The following is an 18,172-nucleotide window of genomic DNA, read 5'->3' as shown; positions in this document are numbered from 1 at the left end:
AACTACCAAGATTTAAATATTTCTTTACAATCTGGTTGTACTGCCAAAGAATATTTTTCACACAATTGATAGAGCCTATCTATGGCTTCGGGCATGGTCGTCATTCCAAAAGCTACCTCACGACGCAACTGTGTAAGCATCAACTTCAGAACAAAGTTGCGGTAATTGTGTTCTATCTCACCGGTTATCATCTTTTTCCACTCTTCCCGCTCTTTGGGTGGGATACTCCTTTTTGAATAAGAATTCAATTCCATAAGGTGCTGTTATCATTCAATCGATGCTGCAATAATAATAAATAGAAAAAAAGCACGCAAGTAATTTATGATACATTTTTTAACTTTTTTTAAAAACCATCTTTTTACCGTCCGAACTGGCTATATTTAAAGCGTTCAAAAAAACAGCAAGTTCGTATGATAAAACCTTCACTCAGAGGGAAAAGAGCAAGACAAATACGCCTTTGGCACCGCTACTTAGGCATAGCCACAGGCATCCAGTTTTTGCTTTGGACGGTCAGTGGCTTGTACTTCAGTTGGTCAGACATAGACCACATTCGTGGTAATCATTTAAAATTAAAACAAGAGCAGCAAACGCCGACTTTTCAACAGTTGCTTCCCCCCACGCAGATAGTTTCGTCTGTGTATGATTTGCAACTGATTCACATTGGTAATACGCCTTATTACTTCATCAATAATGAAAAGCTCTATCATGCGCGCACAGGTGCTCCCAAAGACTCATTAACTCCCGAAGAAGCCGTCGTAGTAGCCCGGCAGCATGTGAGCCAAGCGCTAAAAGTAAGCAAGGTGGAAGTATTGTCTGCATGTCTTTTTCTAAGAGATGCGGGCAAAATTTTAGTTGCTGCTTTTAGCGAAGCGCACAAAATTAAAAAGCCTGCCGCAAAATGCAGCAGGCTTTTTGGCAAAAGTAGTTTTGATTTATTCTATGGTGTAGCTTACACCCAAAGTAAAGGTTTGTCCTAAGCGATAGGACAGATAGGGGTATTCCCTACCATCGTAGGTATTCACCATACGATATTCAGGATTCAGTAGGTTGGTGCCACGGGCAGTGATTGCCCATTGTTTTTGAGCGCCGAAGCGTTGGCGCAAGGTGATATTCAAAGCTGGGCGCGGTTGTTCAAACACGTTGGGGGTAGCCCCTGCACTCACCACCATTAAACGGGGACCAAACACATTCAGGCTGGCACTGGCATCAAAGCCTTTGTCCTCGTTGTTATAGTTCAGGATGGCATTTACCAGATAAGGCGACTGTGCAAAGAAGGGGCGCGTAGAAGGCTGCGAGGGGTCTACTGCTTTAATCAAAGCATACTCTTGTTCGGGGATATCTACCCTCGAATAAATATAGCTGGTATTGACCGCCGCTTGGAAGTGACGCAAAGCAGGCGAAATAAAATCAAGGGCTTTGCGTATTTCAAGCTCTGTACCAACAAGGAAAGCATGGTCCACATTGCGGAAGGAAAACTCGGTATTTTGAGCCTGTGGCACCAAGGCGCGTTCAATGGCTCCGTCGAATTGTTTATAGAAAGCACTTATCGAAATCAACTCACCGGCACGCGGAAACACCTCCCAACGCAAGTCAAAATTATCAATCAACGTGCGGCGCAAGTTGGGGTTACCTGTCAAGACAAAATCTCCGATAAAGTCGAAAGAGGCAAAGGGTGCCAACTCACGGAAGGTGGGGCGTGCCAAAGTGCGGCTATAGCTTGCACGCAAATTCATGTCGTTGCGTAAACTGTAAATGACGTTGACTGCCGGCAAGGGGTCCAGATTGTCCAGCTTGGCTTTTCCTTTCGAGGGGTCTAAGCTTTCCAAAGTCATATAGGTTTTTTCTATGCGCAAGCCGGCATTTATTTTCCATTTGGGGCTCAGTTGCAGGTCGGTCATCACATAGGCAGCCCACACTTGCTGCTGCGCGTCATATTGGTTGCGCTTCTCGCTGTCGTCTTGAACAACGGTCTTAATAGTATAGCTGTTTCCTTCCTCGATGATACCCAAGTTTTCATCGGCAAGGAAGAGGTCTATGTCGCCCTTGAAATCTGAGATATTCTGAATGCGATAGGTCAGGCGACGTTCACGGAAAGAACGGTCTTTCATGAGTGAAGAGACCCCTACTTTGAATTTCGACTCATTCCCCCAAGCTTTGAAAGGAATACTTATATTGAACTTGTTGTCTATGTTGGTTTCGTTCAAGTCGCGATAAAAACGGGTGGGCTGTGTATATACAGAAGGAGAAATTGAGTATTCTCTTACACCGTTTCTTTCTGTATAGTCATCGGCAAACATGCGCAAGTCGGGTTGTTCTTGGCTGCTGAGCGTATAAGCCGAATGCCATTCGATACGGGCTTTTGCCAAGCCGGGCAAATAGTGTTCTCCTTTCAATTGGGCATTGGTTAGAGAGCGCTGCATATAGTCGAGTACGCGTGATTCAAAGACTACCGATTCGTCGAAGTTTTGAAGGTTGCGTCCAGCAAAGTAGGTTGCCGACTGGGTGCCGCTTTGGTTGCGCATCAGGTTCAGGCTCAACTTATGGTTGTCGCTCAGCTTGTAGGACAAGTTTGTCAAAGCGCCCCACAGTACATTTTGCTCGCCGTAGCGAAGGTTGTCGGCATAGAGCAGCTCGCGCAAGGCGCCGCCCGAGAAGGCATAGCGCCCCATCTGTGCATTTTCGTAGTAATTATTGTCAGTTTGGTAGCTCAAAGCTATGATGTAGCCCAAAGGACGTCCTTTCCAGTCGATTCGATTGCCAAGAGAGAAACTATGGCGTTGATTCAAGAAGGGCGCTTGGGTAGAAGGTGCCATCACTTTATTGAAACTGCGCGAAATGGTGGTCAGCTGCTGACGCACTTGGGCATTGCTGGCAAAAGCAACACTGGGGATTTGACCGGCAGCTACGGCAGGTACGGCACGAGTGCCATCATCAAATCCGAGCCAATCGGTTTTGCCTCCTTGATAGGTCAGGAAGTTGGGATTGAAGGTGGCTTGCGTGTTGTAAGCATAAGAAGAATTGACACTCAAGGTAAAGTATTCAGGGAATTCTTTCGTCTTTACATTGACCAAGCCGCCGGAAAAATCACCGGGCAAGTCGGCAGAGAATGTTTTATATACTATGAGGTTGTCAAGTAGATTGCTAGGGAAAATATCAAATTGAACCGCGTTGCGGCTGGGGTCCAAGCTGGGGATTTCGGCACTGTTGAGGGTGGCTTTAGAATAGCGGTCGCCCAAGCCACGCACATACACATAACGTCCACCTTCCACTGACACGCCGGTAATACGACGCAAAGCCGCACCGGCATCGCGATCGCCAGTCTTGGTAAAGGTTTCGGCAGAAATGCCATCCAGTACTCTAGATGAGTTTTTTTGCTGAAGCAGGATAGCCGACTCGTTGTTTTGTTCCATTTTGGCGGTAACTACCACCTCCTGCAAGGCAGTCAATGCGCCTGTCATGGGCACATTGAGTGTAACTACCTCTCTGGCTTTTATCTCTACCCCTTCAATCTTTTTGGTTTGATACGACACATAAGAGATTTCGATGGTATAAACACCTGCTGGCAACTGCAGTTCGAAATGTCCGTCAAGGTCGGTGGCTGTACCTATGGAGGTAGTGGGCTCGAATACTGTAGCCCCAACAAGGGTCTCGCCTGATTCAGCATCATAGACCTTACCGCGCAAGGTGCCAGTATTTTGCGCCCATACTGTCAAGACAGACAGGCAGAAACTCAGGAGTAGAAGGGATAATCGTTTCATTTTTAGTTGTTATTTTTTAAAACTACTTCTTCATTTTTGCTTTGTATGAAAGCGGGGGCAAAGCCCCCGCTTGTGTTAATGGATGTGATGGTGTGTTTTATTCCTTCAAGAATCCGTATGTATCGAGGGCAGTCCAACCTTTCATCCAGTTGGTGCCGTCCACAAAAGCGCCTATTTTGTTGACTGCATCGAAGAAAGTGTCCAGACTCCTCACATTGAAAGCAGGGACATTGTCAGCAGCTCCGCCGGTGGTCAAGCCCAAGTCCAAACCTTGGGTTTCTGGTCCTACAGTCAGGCTCTTTAAACCGGGAGTATTATTATAGACGTTGTTGTTGTTTTGCAGATGCGTAGTGATTTTATTAGGGACATCGCCACTGCTTGAAGCACCTACACCACTGAGGTCTGTTGCACTGCCTATTTTAGAGAACAAGTTGTTGGCAAACACTATGTCACCCTCGTCCAAGCGTGTTTCACTTTCAATAGGCTCTGAGGGCTTAACGTTGTCAATAACAATACCTGCAGCGAAGTTATAGAAGATACAGTTGTAGAACTTACCTCCCGAGTTTTGACGCAACATAACGGCTTGCCTATCACCGCTATTGCGCCCATGCCCAATGAAGGTACCGTTTGCAACCAAAGGAATAGACCGGGGAGTTCGGTCATAGCTGAAAGGGGCATCATTCACTACCCCATTCGCCTCAAAACCACGTCCACCCTCATTAGGCTTTTGTATGGTTACTAAATACTGCAATTTGCCACGGAAACCTTGGTCCCAGTCATACGCATCGTCGTTGCAGTAAGCCGAAATCAGGTATTTGGCAGATACTGTGCCACCAAAGAACTCATAACCGTCGTCGAAGTTGGCAAGCACTTCCAAGTGGTCCACTCTGGTACCAGCGCCTACGGCACCGAAGGTAATGCCGTTGATTTCATTTCCTGCACCGATTTCAGTACCCCCATGACGCACAGAGATGTAGCTCAGTTCGCCTGAGTTGTCGTTGTCATCACTGCCGCCATACAAGCCACGTGGTTCGCTGGTGGGAATTCCTTCGATAGCACTCTGACCAGTAGGGTCGTTTATGGTAGCTTTACCCAAGATAATCAAGCCCCCCCACAGTCCACGAACGTCGGCTTGTACATCTGCAGGGTTATTTACGTCATCGGCAATAGTGGTAAAGATAATGGGTTGGCTGGCAGTGCCTTTGGCTATGATTTTGCCGCCACGTGCCACAATCAAAGCGCTGGCTTCTTCACCGGTACCTACTTCGCCTTTAATCACAGTACCCGGTTGTATGGTAAGTACCTGCCCCTCGTTTACAAATACCCTGTTATCTAAAATGTACACCGTGTCTTTGTAGAGCGTGCGAGTGCCGATGCCCCTTCCTCTGTCGGTGATTTTTACAGCTACATTGCCTGACAGGTCTCGGGTTACTTCAAAAATTGTAGCATCCGCCGGTAGGGGATCTTTTTTGTCTTTCTTGCAAGCCGAAAGTGCTAAAGCAAAAACGGCTGAAAGCATTAAAATTTTTCTCATGGCTAATGTTTGTTTTTTGACTGTTGCAAAGGTAGCGGCTACGTAGGTTGCGGGGCGCAAGATATTATTAAAAGTGCATTAAAAAAAAGTTAACTAAACATCCCACCAGTGGTAAAACATCAAGTATATTCAACAATTTCTTAACAATGGCTTAATAAGGCAAAACAGGGGACTGTTTACCTTCGCAATACACAAAAAAGAGCATAAAAAATGAAGAAAAGAAGGCTCATAAAATGGACATCGGTGATTTTGTTCGCTCCCTATCTGTTTGCCTGCAGCCCATCTACACAAGAGCAGATGCAAGCAGGCGACGCCTTGCGCGCGGGTATTGGAGTGCTTGCGCTAAAAAAACAGGCATTTACTGACTCCACGCCTCTCGTTTTGTTTAAAGACCGCGCACTGCAAGACACCCTGCTCGTATGCAGCCTGGATTCCATTGCCCAAAGCTACCCGTTCTTGCTGTACCCGCAGGACAGCATCGCCTACTGGAAATGTTTAGGCTGGAACCGCCATCATTATGTTGTAAGCCTCAATCATGACGAGTGGAATCAAAAAGCATACATCGCTTTGGATACGGCACGCTTCCGCTTCATTCCTTGGAAAGACCTGCTAAACAACGCCGGACAAGTAGAGCGCCTCTCGTTCGAAAAAAACCCTGTACGCGTATCACCCAAAGACGCTGCCATGACAGCAGTATGGGATAGCCCCCAATATAAGCGCTTCCGAGTGAAGGAAGTGTACAAACAATGGCTACGGGTGGGCGATGAGCAAAAAGACGGCTGGATACGTTGGGTATATCACGATACCCTTTACATAAAAGTTGCCGACACTCTGTGGCATACCCTCAAAGGCATGGTGCTTCCTCCCGACCCCACCACCGACCCGCTCATTCACCGCCTGAATGCTGCTGAAAAGGAAATCCAGAAGTAATAAAACACAACTTCATTTTTTGCCCTCCTGAAACATCAAAGAAAGTAGCTTGAAGCATCGGAAAGCAGACACAGGCATTTAAAAAAGCAAGAAGCCCGACAGTCCGGGCTTTGCTTTTACTTCTTTGGATATGTTTCGCTTCGCTATGCCTCCGGCATCAATTTGATTTTTAAAATACGAAAGCGACTTTTTTCCTTGTCGTAATAAAACTTATTCAGAACATCAAAGATATCGTTGCCACGAAACCATGACACTTGCACTTTATCGGGCAACTGGGCGTCCATCCATTCTATTTCATAGCTTTCAAGGTTCTTCTTGTAGTTTTTTATGTAATCTATCATTTGCTCGAGCAAGTCTATCTTGCTGTGCCCCCGCACCGAGTGAAACAGGAATTTTTGGTTGTGCTGCGGGTTGATGGTAATCAGGTCAAGTTTTATCAACGGATTTTTGGCATCTTCGGGATTTTGAATCAAGCTATAGTCAAAATAAATGCGGGCATCTTCCAACTGACGACGGATGGCTTCCTCCAGCTCCAACTCTTTGATAAGCACCTCCGTAGGCTGCTGGATGGCATTATGACGGTTTTCCATATAAACTTCTTTTTCTGTCAATTTAAGAAAATGTAAGTATTATTGCTCAATGCATGCAAAGTTAGCAGATTCAATAAAACCGCTATATTCACCGTTCATGGTAAAAAAACAAAAATCTATGAAAAAGCATATCTTTTTACTTCTACTCAGTGGTATTCTGTACCTGCCCAATGTCTTTGCTCAACGACCCGGCTATTGGCAGCAGCGCGCTGAGTACATCATGGACATCGATTTCGATGTGGAGAAGCACCGCTTCAAGGGAAAACAAAAACTCATCTATTACAACAACTCCCCCGATGAGCTCGACCGTGTATTTTATCACCTTTATTTTAATGCCTTTCAACCGGGCAGTATGATGGACGTGCGCTCGCGTACCATCATGGACCCCGACCCGCGCGTACGAGACCGCATTGCCAAGCTCAAAGCAGACGAAATCGGCTATCATAAAATATTGAGCTTGAAACAGAACGGAAAGCCTCTCAACTACGAAGTTGTGGGCACCGTGTTGGAAGTACAACTTGCCGAGCCCATCAAACCCGGCAAAAAGGCTGTCTTTGAAATGGAGTTTGAAAGCCAAGTGCCAGTGCAAATTCGCCGCAGTGGACGCAACAATGCCGAAGGCATCGCTTACTCCATGACACAGTGGTATCCCAAAATGGCTGAATACGACGAACAAGGCTGGCATGCACACCCCTACATAGGACGCGAGTTTTACGGCGTATGGGGCAGCTTCGACGTAACCATACACATCGACTCTTCTTACGTAGTAGCCGCCACGGGTGTGTTGCAAAACCCGCAAGAGATAGGGCACGGCTATGAAGATAAAAACCAAGCGCTGAAACGTCCTAAGGGCAACAAACTACACTGGCACTTCAAAGCCGAGAACGTGCATGATTTTGCATGGGCTGCCGACCCCGACTACCAACATACTACCGCACAAGTGCCCGGTGGACCTACCCTACACTTTTTCTTTCAAGCCGATGCCAACCAAAGTGGTAACTGGGACAAGCTCCCCGGCTATATGATAGAAGCCTTTCAAATCATGAACCGCGAGTTCGGGCAATACCCTTACCCTGTATTCTCTTTTGTGCAAGGAGGAGACGGCGGCATGGAATACCCTATGCTCACGCTGATTGTGGGCAGGGGCTCACTCGACCGCTTAGTAGGCGTAGCCACGCACGAGTTCATTCATAACTGGTATTATGGCATTTTGGGTACCAACGAAGCGCTCTACCCTTGGATGGACGAAGGCTTCACCTCTTTTGCCGAAGATTATGTGTTCGACAAAATCATGGGCATTCACTCGCCTAATCCATTCAAAAGCAGCTATGACAGCTACTTCCGCTTGGTGCAGTACGGGCTACAGGAACCGCTCAGCACCCATGCCGACCACTACAACACCAACATGGCTTATTCAATAGCCAGTTACTCGATGGGCGCTATCTTTTTGCGACAGCTGTCTTACATCATCGGCGAAGAAGCTTTCCGTAAAGGCATGCTTGATTATTTCAACACTTGGAAATTCAAGCACCCCACCCCCAATGACTTTATCCGCATTATGGAAAAAGCCTCCGGCTTGGAACTCGACTGGTACAAAGAATACTGGATTTACAGCACCAAACACATAGACTATGCCATAGACAAGGTCGTGAGTAAAGGCACGAAAACGGAAATCACCTTGCGCAGGGTGAAAGAAATGCCCATGCCCATTGACCTGCACGTAACACTTGCTTCAGGTGAAAAACATATCTTCCACATTCCGCTGCAAATCATGCGCGGCGCTAAAAAAGGCAATACCCAAAATTATCATGTAGAAGCCGATTGGGGCTGGGTTTACCCAACCTATACCTTTGAAATTCCCTTCCCTATCGACAACATCCGTCAAATCGTCATTGACCCGGAAGAGTATATGGCAGACATAGACCGCAGCAACAACGCATATCCAGCAGATAGCAGCTTGGATGCGCGCGGCAGATAAGCCCCTCATAAAAACAGAAAAAGCCTTTCAATACGAAGGGCTTTTTCTATTTTTGCAACATCAAACAAGAGTCAAGTCCTCTTTTTAACGCACCCTTTGATTATGAAAAACGATATAAAAACGCTCGAGCGCATCGCCACACAAGTACGGCGCGACATCATCCGCATGGTTCATGGTGCACAGTCGGGGCATCCGGGTGGCTCGCTGGGGTGTACCGAACTGCTGGTCGCTCTTTATTTTGAAGTGATGGAACACAATCCGAATTTCAACATGGAAGGAAAAAACGAAGACCTCTTTTTCCTTTCCAATGGGCATATATCACCGGTATGGTACAGCGTATTGGCGCGTAGCGGCTATTTCGACATCAAAGAGCTGGCTACCTTCCGCAAAATAAACTCACGCCTGCAAGGACACCCCGCCACCCACGAAGGATTGCCGGGCATACGAGTGGCTTCCGGCTCACTGGGGCAAGGGCTTTCGGTGGCTATTGGGGCTGCCCAAGGCAAGAAGCTAAACCATGACCCGCATACAGTTTTTGTTCTTATGGGCGATGGCGAGCAGCAGGAAGGGCAAATATGGGAAGCTGCCATGTATGCTGCCCACCACAAAGTAGACAATCTCATCGGCATTATCGACTACAACGACAAACAAATAGACGGTCCCGTTCATGAAGTAATGAACGTAGGCAACTTGCGCAACAAATACGAAGCCTTCGGCTGGCAAGTACTTGAAATGAACGGCAATGACATGCAAGAGGTAGTAGAAACCCTTTATCATGCCAAGACGCTCACCGGGAAAGGAAAACCCATCCTGATTGTCATGAGCACCATCATGGGCTACGGTGTGGATTTCATGATGAACGACCACCACTGGCATGGCGTAGCCCCCAACGACGAGCAAGCAGCCCGCGCCTTGGCTCAACTCGAAGAAACGCTGGGCGACTATTAAAATTCATATAGAAAAAATCAAGCGGGGTGCTTTGCAGGGCATCCCGCTTTTTTGTGGCTTTGCTTCCTTCCTTTTTATTCGACCATCAAGCGTCTGTTTTCCATTTATATCGCCCCGAATGTAGCGCAGCATGTAAATTCCCCACAGCAGAGCAAACACATCCGGCGCTTCTTCTTAACATCTTTGTTTTGTCTTACGGCTTTTGTTTTACCCTTTCGCTTAGTTCTGTGCCTTTTTTAGCGCCAAGAAGGCTGCCATGGCAAGAATCGGCAGGCACCAAACCAAAGTCAATGGGTAGGTAAAATGTTTTTACCAAAATGCTTGATTTTGCAACAGAAGTTTTAGCAATAAAATCACCAGCCCTTTGTTAACTTTGTACAAAACAGCTACTTTATCATGTTTCGTTTTGCTTTCTCTACCCTATCGCTCACCCTGTTAGCCTCCATATTCATAGGGCTATACATGCACTACAATCTTCATACGCTCTTGTTTTCGGGCAAGCAGGAAAAGCCCATAGTTCCCCCTTCTGATTTAGCATATCAAGAAGTGCAACTTGTGAACCCAAAAGAAAAGCTCTATGGGTGGATAGTACCGGCACCCGCCCCCAGCCGGCGATGGCTTATTTACTTTGGCGATGCCCGCCATTCTTTTATGCATCCCGAGACCTACCAGCGCCTTGCGATATGGCGAAGACTGTCTTTCAACGTATTGGTATTCGATTACAACGGCTACGGGCTAAGCGAAGGCGAGCCCAGCGAAGCAGCTTTTTACGAGACAGCAAAACAAGCCTATTATTTTTTACTGAACAATACCGATGCGCAGGCGTCCCATATTGTACTCTATGGCGAAGGCATAGGCGCAGCGGTCGCCTTGCATCTGAGCGCGCAAGGAATGACTGCCGGTGCTGTCATCTTAGACAATCCGGTGTACTCACTCAAACAACTCATCGACGACTTGCACCCCTTCATGCCCACTGGTTTGTATGAAAAGTTCAGAAGAGGAAATATTCCCTTCAACACTGCCGTTTATCTTAACAAAAGCTCCACCCCCAAACTTTTCTTGCTTTGTGAAGCGCATCCACATACGCCCCTATGGCATGGGCTGCAGCTATATAAAGAAGCTTTGGGACCCCACCACAAGTTACACACTTTCCCGGGCGATGAAACAGCAATGCTCGAACAGCATGCAGCCACCTACCAAAGAATCATCAGCCGTTTTATAGACCAACTTCAACTCTAAAAAAACATGATGGAAGCAGCTCTTTGGGCAATACTGCTCCCCTACTGCCTGCTGCTGCTGTGGATATTGGTTCAATACAGACGCAACGCGCTCTACTGTCAGCAGATAAACAAACGCTCAAAGACCTCTTATCCTAATGGCTGTCTGTCGGTGGTGGTAGCCATGCGCAACGAAGCTGACAACATAGAAGCTTTTCTGAATTGCATGGCACAGCAAACACTTGCTGCTGCCTATTGGGAGCTATGCCTTGTAGACGACCACTCCGATGACAACAGCAAACAGATAGCCGAGCGGTGGGCTAAGCAACACCCACAATTGAGCATCAAACTATTTTCCCTGCCACCTCATATGCATGGCAAAAAGGCAGCACTCACTTATGGCATCCAGCAGAGCCGTTACGATTTCATCTGCTGCACCGATGCCGACTGTCAACCGACACCACAATGGCTGGAGCTCATGCGCTCATTCCAAAAGAAAAGCGGTGCGGCATTCATAGGGGGATTGGTGCGGCTCTCCCCTGCTCAAGCCCTCATAGAGCGCCTGCAGAATTTAGAGATGATTGCATTAGTAGGGATAGGCGCAGCCCTTTTACACAGAGGCATTCCGGGCATGTGCAATGGTGCCAATCTGGCTTTCGATAAAAAAGCTTTTTGGCAAGTAGGTGGCTATGAAGGCAATGCGCATATTCCCACCGGCGACGATGAATTTCTGCTGCAAAAGATAGCTCGACTACCGGGCGCACACGTTGCTTTTCTAAACCATCCCGGAGCAGTGGTATATACTCCCCCACAAAGCACTTGGAAAGCATGGATAGCACAACGCAAGCGATGGATAAGCAAATGGAAGTACCACCGCACAGGCATGCACAAGCTGCTGGGCGCATGGGTTGGTATCCTGTACCTCACATGGCTCACAGCCGCAGGCTTATTGTTGGCAGGGCACTATGCCAGCACCCACTTTGCCCTGCAGGGCTGTGTTAAATTTTCTTTCGAATTTGTATTTTTGTATGCACTGTCCAAGCCACACCGCCATGCGGTGAACTTATTTGACGTATTGCTGCTATTCTTTTTATACCCTTTCTACGCAGCTTACTTTGTGTGGGTAGGCAGTCGCACAACAAGCTATGAATGGAAAAACAGAAGGATGAAAGTATGACACGCATAGAATTTGACCTGCTCGATGAATTGTATTTTCTCGTGAGTTTTGAAGAACTGCTGCGTGAAAGTGCCTACTCGGAAGAGGAAATAAGGGATACACTCAAAAAAATGATAGACAAAGGGTGGGTACACTGTTATCACGCCTCCCGTGAAGAGATAATTACAGACGTAAGCAATTTCTCACAAGAATACCGCAACTATCGCTATCTTGCTAGTAAAGAAGGGCTTTTAGCTCATAATCTGTAACACCCTACTATGACAACCAAAACACAGAAAAATATACCATCGGCAGTTAGTCCAACACAAAGCCCCTTTTCGCAGTTTTGCTCACGGCTACGCAAAGACTTTAAAGCGGTAAGCAGTCTGATAATCATAGTGCTGTCTGTGCTCATCGCTCTACTGGGCTATCTCATAGCCCCTGACTCCACCCCCAATGCCAACGATGGCAACGTACAGATAAAACTGCTGCCGCCGGGCAGCAGCGTTCGACTCATCAAACGGCACCGCCATGTGGAAATAGAAGAGCAGAACTGGTTCAAACGCATGCTTTTCGGGCAAGAGTCGCCTTATGCTATCATACCGGTGGACACTTTCTACATAGACGGCTGGTATGTATATTATAAACCCTACCATAAAGCGAACGGTAGTGCGCGAGGTTTTGAAAAGATGCATCTTTTGAGTGCCACTCATGCACTCTTTGTCGGTGATAGTCCCAAGCTTGAACAGTTTCTTTCTTCTTCTGCGCATGCTGGCTGTCAAAAAAGCAGCGAAGGGAACTTCGTTGTTTGTGGTGAGAAAGCGTATTATCTGGACCCCCACGAAGAGATTAAACAAATAAGTTTGCAAGAGGTAATCAGGCAGTTCAGAGAAAAACAAGTAGAAGAGCGCTTCTTTTTGCTGGGCACCGACCGCCAAGGGCGCGATGTACTCAGCCGCCTGATTATAGGTTTCCGTATATCGCTTTTTGTAGGAGCCTTTGCCGTACTCATAGCTCTTTTGGTAGGCGTAAGCTTGGGTTCCATTGCCGGTTTTGTAGGTGGCTCCCTCGACCGTGTTATTGTTTGGTTTACGACCGTGGTATGGTCTATTCCTAGTATAATGTTGGTGATAGCCATCAGCCTGGCGCTGCAATCCAAAAGCTTGTGGGTAACCTTCTTAGCAGTGGGACTTACCAACTGGGTGGAAGTAGCACGAGTGGTACGTGGGCAAATCATAGCACTCAAAAAAGCCCCTTACATAGAAGCTGCCCGTGCAACGGGCGTCCCCCGCCGCCACATACTGCTGCGCCATATGCTACCCAATGTATTGGGAGTAATTATGGTGCAAGCCAGTGCCAACTTTGCCTACGCTATTTTAACAGAAGCAGGCTTGAGTTTCCTTGGCTTAGGTGTGCAGCCCCCTACCCCTTCATGGGGCATGATGGTCAATGAAGGATATGAAGTCATCGGCTTGTCAGCAAGTTCTACGGGCTCACACCTTTTATGGGCGCCCAGCATTTGTATTTTCATCACAGTATTGGCATTCAACCTTTTAGGTAATGCCATGCGCGATGCCATCGACCCCAAGTCCAATACTCAACATCAGTGGTAAAGATGGCAGTGAAAGACAAACAGGATATTGCACTCAAAGCACTGCTGGAGGTAACTCAAGCTATCAATGCCAACCTCAGCGAAGAACAGCTGTACCGTATTTATCAATTCACACTACAAGGCTACTTGCATTTTTCCAAGGCAGCCCTTTATGCGTGGGAAAGCCCACAGGAGTGCCTGCGCAAAATACCACAGAGTCAGCGCAGCCAGCTCCCCACAACCATAGATGAACAAAGCCAGCAAATACTATCGACCATACAGCATCCCATCCGCCTTTCTCAAACACAACTGCCTTCTATTTTTAAGGTATATGATTGGATAGTGCCGGTCATTCATCAGGGCAAAGCGCTTGCCCATGTTTTTCTGAGTACCTATGGCGAGGAAGAAATAGACTTGGAATTCGTACAGACACTGAGCAATATTGTGCTGGTAGCCATAGAAAACAAGCGTTTGGTCCGTAAACAAATAGAACAGGAAGCCCTGCAGCGTGAGCTGGCGTTGGCTCAAAGGGTGCAACGCATGCTGTTGCCCGCACAGATTGCCCACCAAGACAAATTTGATTTAGCCGTTTTTTACCAACCCCACCGTAATGTAGGTGGTGATTTTTATGATGTCATACGTATCAGCCAAGAAGAAGTGCTGCTCTGTATTGCCGACGTATCCGGTAAAGGCATAGGTGCCGCCTTAATGATGGCAAACTTTCAGGCTTCACTCCGTGCTATTGTGAAAAACACACATCATCTACCCGACATCATCCACCAACTCAACGAGTTGATTTATGAGAACACACAAGGCGAAAACTTCATCACGGTCTTTCTGGCGCACTATCACTTTGGCAAAAAACAAATGTCTTACATCAATGCAGGACATCATCCGCCTTTTTTGTACAGCGCCGGACGCCCGATTCAGCAGCTGTCGCGGGGCAGCACCGTCTTGGGCTGTTTTTGCCCTTTGCCCTTTTTAGAAATATCTACGATAGAAAAAGTCGAAAAAGCGCTGCTGCTGGCTTATACCGATGGCTTGGTAGAGATACACAACACACAATCGGAGCAATATGGAATAGAAAAACTGGAGCAATTTATTCAACGCAACCATCACTTGCCGGTTCATGAGTTTATACAAAGCTTGCTGAACGACCTCAACACCTTTTGCCAAGAGGTACAACCCCACGACGACTGCACCATTTTGTGCTGTCGTTTTTTCTAAAAAAATTGCCTCTTATACGCTTTTTTTCATATATTGACCAATCAATAGAAAAAACAGCGAATCCTAAAAACTATTCATATGGAAAAGAAAGAGATAGTGAAAATTGTCAATTTGCTCTCTGAAAATAGTGTGGATATTTCTGACATTACCGCACTTGTCAAAGAAGGATGGCACTTAAAGGATATCAGCATCAATGTGGAAGAGATAGATGAAAAGAAATTGCTGTATATGACCTACGTTCTGGTGAAAAAATAAAAAATGCACTTCAAGCAAAAAAATATTGTAACCGAAAGACAAAAGGGAGCCGCCAAAGCTCCCTTTTGTTGTATCACCACTTGGCTACGATTGGTCATTCATTCCTACACCGCTTCATAAGCACTTACCGGCAAACAGCTGCATACGAGATTGCGGTCGCCATAAGCGTTATCGACACGACGCACCGGTACCCAAAACTTGCGCTGATATAAATAAGGCAAGGGATAAGCTGCCTTTTCACGACTGTAAGGATAATTCCACTCCGCCGCAGTCAACATAGCTGCCGTATGCGGCGCATTCGTCAGCACGTTGTTGTCTTTTGGATACTCTCCACGCTCTATTTCGGCAATTTCTTCCCTGATTGCCAACAGTGCATCACAAAAACGGTCTAACTCGGCTTTACTTTCACTTTCGGTGGGTTCTATCATGAGCGTACCGGGCACAGGGAAGGAAACCGTAGGTGCATGGAAGCCATAATCCATTAGGCGCTTGGCGATGTCTTCTACCTCTATGCCTACTTTCTTGAAAGCACGACAATCGATAATCATTTCATGAGCTACCCGTCCTTTTTCATTTGTATATAAGATAGGATAAGCCTTCTCCAAACGCGCTTTAATGTAATTGGCATGTAGAATGGCAGCTTTGGTAGCTTCGGTAAGCCCTTCTGCTCCCATCATGGCAATGTAGGCATACGAGATAGGCAAAATGCTGGCACTGCCAAAAGGCGCCGCAGCTACGGCATGGATGCCTTGGGCATGCTTCTCACCGCTCATCACGTGGTTGGGCAAGAAAGGTGCCAAGTGCTTCTTCACCGCAATGGGTCCCATGCCGGGACCACCACCACCATGCGGAATACAGAAGGTTTTATGCAGGTTCAAGTGGCACACATCAGCCCCAATAATAGCAGGATTGGTTAAACCTACTTGGGCGTTCATGTTGGCACCGTCCATATACACCTGTCCGCCATATTGGTGGATAATATCGCATATTTCCTGCACCGATTCTTCGAACACCCCGTGAGTAGAAGGATAAGTAATCATCAGACAAGCCAAATCATTGGCATGCTGCTGCGCTTTTGCTTTCAGGTCTTCTATATCTATGTTACCACGCTCATCGGTTTTCACTACAACCACCTTCATGCCCGCCATAACGGCGCTGGCGGGGTTGGTACCATGCGCAGAAGCCGGAATGAGCGCTACATGACGATGCCCCTCGCCTTTCGACTTCAAATAAGCCCTGATGACCATCAATCCAGTATATTCGCCCTGAGCCCCAGAATTGGGCTGCATAGAAATAGCATCGAAGCCAGTGATGGTACACAGCCATTGCGACAAGCGCTCTATCATGAGGCGGTAGCCTTCGGTCTGAGCAGAAGGCGCAAAAGGATGGATGTTTGCCCACTCTGCCCAAGTAACTGGCAGCATCTCGGTAGTGGCATTCAGCTTCATGGTACAACTGCCCAGCGAAATCATGGAATGCACTAAAGAGAGGTCTTTTTCTTCAAGAGAGCGGATATAACGCAGCATCTCATGCTCGGTATGGTGAGTATTGAATACCGGATGCTGAAGGTAATCTACCGAACGCAGCAGAGCGGGGGGCACAGTACAAGGGGGCGTGTCGGGTAAAGACAAAGCCAGCGAGGCTGCACCTGCCTCAGCAAACACAGCCAGCAAGTCTTCAAGGTCTTGTGGTCTTACGGTTTCATCTATCGACAAACGGACGTAATCTTCTCCGTAATACAAGTTGATTTGACGTTTCTCGGCGGCAGCACGTACCGCATCGGGATTGTTGCAAGCGATGGTCAGCGTGTCGAAATAGGTTTTGTTGCGCAAGCTGAAGCCCGCTTTTTGTAAGGTATCTGCCAAAAGCGCCGTCATACCATGCACACGCTCTGCTATGCGACGCAAGCCCTGTGGTCCATGATAAACGGCATACATGCTTGCCATGACTGCCAGCAGTACCTGCGATGTGCAGATGTTGGAAGTAGCGCGCTCGCGGCGAATGTGCTGCTCACGGGTTTGCAATGCCATACGCAGGGCAGGTTTGCCCTCGGCATCTTTCGAAACGCCAATGATGCGCCCCGGAATGTGGCGCTTATACTCCTCTTTCGTGGCAAAATAAGCTGCATGAGGTCCGCCAAAGCCCATAGGCACCCCAAAACGCTGAGTGGAACCCACAGCTACTTCAGCACCCATGGCAGCAGGCGACTTTAGCAGGCACAAACTCAAGAGGTCGGCAGCTACCACGCAACGAGTGCCTCGGGCATGGGCTTTTTCAAAGAGAGCGGTATAGTCTATCACCTCTCCTTCCACGTTCGGGTACTGCACCAGCACGCCAAAAAAGGACTCTTGTTCCCAATTGATGCTATTTTCATCCCCTACCACAAGCTCTATTCCTAAAGGTTCAGCACGGGTAAGCAGCACATCTATAGTTTGCGGAAAACAATATTTCGACACAAAAAAGCGGTGGCAGTCTTCTTGCTCTTTGGGGCGAGTCTGATAAAGCATGTTCATGGCTTCTGCTGCTGCAGTAGCTTCATCGAGCAGCGAAGCGTTTGCCAGCTCCATGCCGGTGAGGTCGGCAATCATGGTTTGGAAATTCAGCAAAGCCTCGAGGCGTCCTTGAGCAATTTCCGCTTGGTAGGGCGTATAAGCCGTGTACCAAGCGGGATTTTCAAGTATATTTCGCAGGATAACCGACGGGGTTACTGTGCCATAATACCCCATGCCGATGTAGGAGCGATATACCTTGTTTTTTTGCGCCAGTGCTTTGAACTCTTCCAAGAAGTGGCGCTCATCCACAGCATCGGGCAATGCCATGGGCTGTTGCAAACGTATCGAGGCGGGAATGGTTTGGGCAATCAGCTCTTCGATGGATTCTACTCCGATGGTACGAAGCATCTCCTTTTGCTCTGCCGCGTCGGAGCCTATATGGCGCTCCACAAAGGGGACAGGGCGGTACCAGTCTTGTTTCATATTCTTTGGATTA

At 47.5% G+C, this 18,172-nt stretch carries 15 protein-coding genes; 10 read left to right on the top strand and 5 right to left on the bottom strand.

Going from position 1 to position 18,172, the window contains the following annotated elements; genetic code table 11:
- Nucleotides 1-2 precede the first annotated feature (2 nt).
- Complete coding sequence (locus FHS56_RS01235) at nucleotides 3-254, bottom strand: hypothetical protein (protein ID WP_166918069.1); 252 nt, start codon at nucleotides 252-254, stop codon at nucleotides 3-5.
- A 156-nt stretch (nucleotides 255-410) separates the two neighbouring features.
- On the opposite strand from FHS56_RS01235, the gene FHS56_RS01230 reads away from it, so the two are divergent.
- On the top strand, nucleotides 411-977 hold the full coding sequence (locus FHS56_RS01230; RefSeq protein WP_166918068.1) for a hypothetical protein: 567 nt from the start codon (nucleotides 411-413) through the stop codon (nucleotides 975-977).
- Here FHS56_RS01230 and FHS56_RS01225 read toward each other — a convergent pair.
- Nucleotides 933-3,758, bottom strand: coding sequence for a TonB-dependent receptor (locus FHS56_RS01225; protein WP_166918067.1), 2,826 nt, complete (start codon nucleotides 3,756-3,758; stop codon nucleotides 933-935). The genes FHS56_RS01230 and FHS56_RS01225 overlap by 45 nt on opposite strands.
- 97 nt (nucleotides 3,759-3,855) lie before the next feature.
- Nucleotides 3,856-5,292 (bottom strand): hypothetical protein, encoded by a 1,437-nt coding sequence (locus tag FHS56_RS01220; protein WP_166918066.1) that lies wholly within the window; start codon nucleotides 5,290-5,292, stop codon nucleotides 3,856-3,858.
- A 210-nt stretch (nucleotides 5,293-5,502) separates the two neighbouring features.
- On the opposite strand from FHS56_RS01220, the gene FHS56_RS01215 reads away from it, so the two are divergent.
- Entirely contained in the window at nucleotides 5,503-6,222 is a 720-nt protein-coding gene (locus tag FHS56_RS01215) for a hypothetical protein (RefSeq protein WP_166918065.1), read from the top strand.
- Between the two features lie 143 nt (nucleotides 6,223-6,365).
- Here FHS56_RS01215 and FHS56_RS01210 read toward each other — a convergent pair whose 3' ends face one another.
- Nucleotides 6,366-6,812: a hypothetical protein gene (locus FHS56_RS01210; protein WP_166918064.1), complete on the bottom strand. Its 447-nt coding sequence runs from the start codon at nucleotides 6,810-6,812 to the stop codon at nucleotides 6,366-6,368.
- A gap of 118 nt (nucleotides 6,813-6,930) precedes the next feature.
- Here FHS56_RS01210 and FHS56_RS01205 point away from each other — a divergent pair, with 118 nt between their 5' ends.
- From FHS56_RS01205 to FHS56_RS01170, 8 genes are all read left to right on the top strand, one after another.
- The gene (locus FHS56_RS01205) at nucleotides 6,931-8,790 is read left to right on the top strand and encodes a M1 family metallopeptidase (RefSeq protein ID WP_166918063.1); all 1,860 of its coding nucleotides are present in this window, start codon (nucleotides 6,931-6,933) and stop codon (nucleotides 8,788-8,790) included.
- A gap of 102 nt (nucleotides 8,791-8,892) precedes the next feature.
- The gene (locus FHS56_RS01200) at nucleotides 8,893-9,738 is read left to right on the top strand and encodes a transketolase (protein WP_166918062.1); all 846 of its coding nucleotides are present in this window, start codon (nucleotides 8,893-8,895) and stop codon (nucleotides 9,736-9,738) included.
- Between the two features lie 396 nt (nucleotides 9,739-10,134).
- Nucleotides 10,135-10,977 (top strand): alpha/beta hydrolase, encoded by an 843-nt coding sequence (locus tag FHS56_RS01195; protein WP_166918061.1) that lies wholly within the window; start codon nucleotides 10,135-10,137, stop codon nucleotides 10,975-10,977.
- A gap of 6 nt (nucleotides 10,978-10,983) precedes the next feature.
- Nucleotides 10,984-12,132 (top strand): glycosyltransferase, encoded by a 1,149-nt coding sequence (locus FHS56_RS01190; RefSeq protein WP_166918060.1) that lies wholly within the window; start codon nucleotides 10,984-10,986, stop codon nucleotides 12,130-12,132.
- Nucleotides 12,129-12,380, top strand: a complete 252-nt coding sequence (locus FHS56_RS01185) for a hypothetical protein (RefSeq protein ID WP_166918059.1) — start codon at nucleotides 12,129-12,131, stop codon at nucleotides 12,378-12,380. The genes FHS56_RS01190 and FHS56_RS01185 overlap by 4 nt, the downstream gene beginning before the upstream one ends.
- Before the next feature lie 9 nt (nucleotides 12,381-12,389).
- Entirely contained in the window at nucleotides 12,390-13,724 is a 1,335-nt protein-coding gene (locus FHS56_RS01180) for an ABC transporter permease (RefSeq protein ID WP_166918058.1), read from the top strand.
- Nucleotides 13,725-13,726: 2 nt separating this feature from the next.
- On the top strand, nucleotides 13,727-14,929 hold the full coding sequence (locus FHS56_RS01175; RefSeq protein ID WP_166918057.1) for a PP2C family protein-serine/threonine phosphatase: 1,203 nt from the start codon (nucleotides 13,727-13,729) through the stop codon (nucleotides 14,927-14,929).
- Between the two features lie 78 nt (nucleotides 14,930-15,007).
- Entirely contained in the window at nucleotides 15,008-15,184 is a 177-nt protein-coding gene (locus tag FHS56_RS01170) for a hypothetical protein (RefSeq protein WP_166918056.1), read from the top strand.
- A 104-nt stretch (nucleotides 15,185-15,288) separates the two neighbouring features.
- Here FHS56_RS01170 and gcvP read toward each other — a convergent pair whose 3' ends face one another.
- On the bottom strand, nucleotides 15,289-18,159 hold the full coding sequence (gene gcvP, locus FHS56_RS01165; RefSeq protein WP_166918055.1) for an aminomethyl-transferring glycine dehydrogenase: 2,871 nt from the start codon (nucleotides 18,157-18,159) through the stop codon (nucleotides 15,289-15,291).
- Nucleotides 18,160-18,172 lie beyond the last annotated feature (13 nt).

This window comes from Thermonema lapsum (genome assembly GCF_011761635.1).
Classification (GTDB): domain Bacteria; phylum Bacteroidota; class Bacteroidia; order Cytophagales; family Thermonemataceae; genus Thermonema; species Thermonema lapsum.
The sequence above is the reverse complement of the archived record's forward strand: the minus strand, read 5'-3'. Positions and strand labels throughout refer to the sequence as shown.

Coding starts and splice junctions, on each gene's coding strand:
- FHS56_RS01185 (WP_166918059.1), top strand. CDS start 12,129: ATGACACGCATAGAATTTGACCTGCTCGATGAATTGTATTTTCTCGTG.
- FHS56_RS01170 (WP_166918056.1), top strand. CDS start 15,008: ATGGAAAAGAAAGAGATAGTGAAAATTGTCAATTTGCTCTCTGAAAAT.
- FHS56_RS01180 (WP_166918058.1), top strand. CDS start 12,390: ATGACAACCAAAACACAGAAAAATATACCATCGGCAGTTAGTCCAACA.
- FHS56_RS01205 (WP_166918063.1), top strand. CDS start 6,931: ATGAAAAAGCATATCTTTTTACTTCTACTCAGTGGTATTCTGTACCTG.
- gcvP (WP_166918055.1), bottom strand. CDS start 18,159: ATGAAACAAGACTGGTACCGCCCTGTCCCCTTTGTGGAGCGCCATATA.
- FHS56_RS01210 (WP_166918064.1), bottom strand. CDS start 6,812: ATGGAAAACCGTCATAATGCCATCCAGCAGCCTACGGAGGTGCTTATC.
- FHS56_RS01230 (WP_166918068.1), top strand. CDS start 411: ATGATAAAACCTTCACTCAGAGGGAAAAGAGCAAGACAAATACGCCTT.
- FHS56_RS01235 (WP_166918069.1), bottom strand. CDS start 254: ATGGAATTGAATTCTTATTCAAAAAGGAGTATCCCACCCAAAGAGCGG.
- FHS56_RS01220 (WP_166918066.1), bottom strand. CDS start 5,292: ATGAGAAAAATTTTAATGCTTTCAGCCGTTTTTGCTTTAGCACTTTCG.
- FHS56_RS01190 (WP_166918060.1), top strand. CDS start 10,984: ATGATGGAAGCAGCTCTTTGGGCAATACTGCTCCCCTACTGCCTGCTG.
- FHS56_RS01200 (WP_166918062.1), top strand. CDS start 8,893: ATGAAAAACGATATAAAAACGCTCGAGCGCATCGCCACACAAGTACGG.
- FHS56_RS01175 (WP_166918057.1), top strand. CDS start 13,727: ATGGCAGTGAAAGACAAACAGGATATTGCACTCAAAGCACTGCTGGAG.
- FHS56_RS01215 (WP_166918065.1), top strand. CDS start 5,503: ATGAAGAAAAGAAGGCTCATAAAATGGACATCGGTGATTTTGTTCGCT.
- FHS56_RS01195 (WP_166918061.1), top strand. CDS start 10,135: ATGTTTCGTTTTGCTTTCTCTACCCTATCGCTCACCCTGTTAGCCTCC.
- FHS56_RS01225 (WP_166918067.1), bottom strand. CDS start 3,758: ATGAAACGATTATCCCTTCTACTCCTGAGTTTCTGCCTGTCTGTCTTG.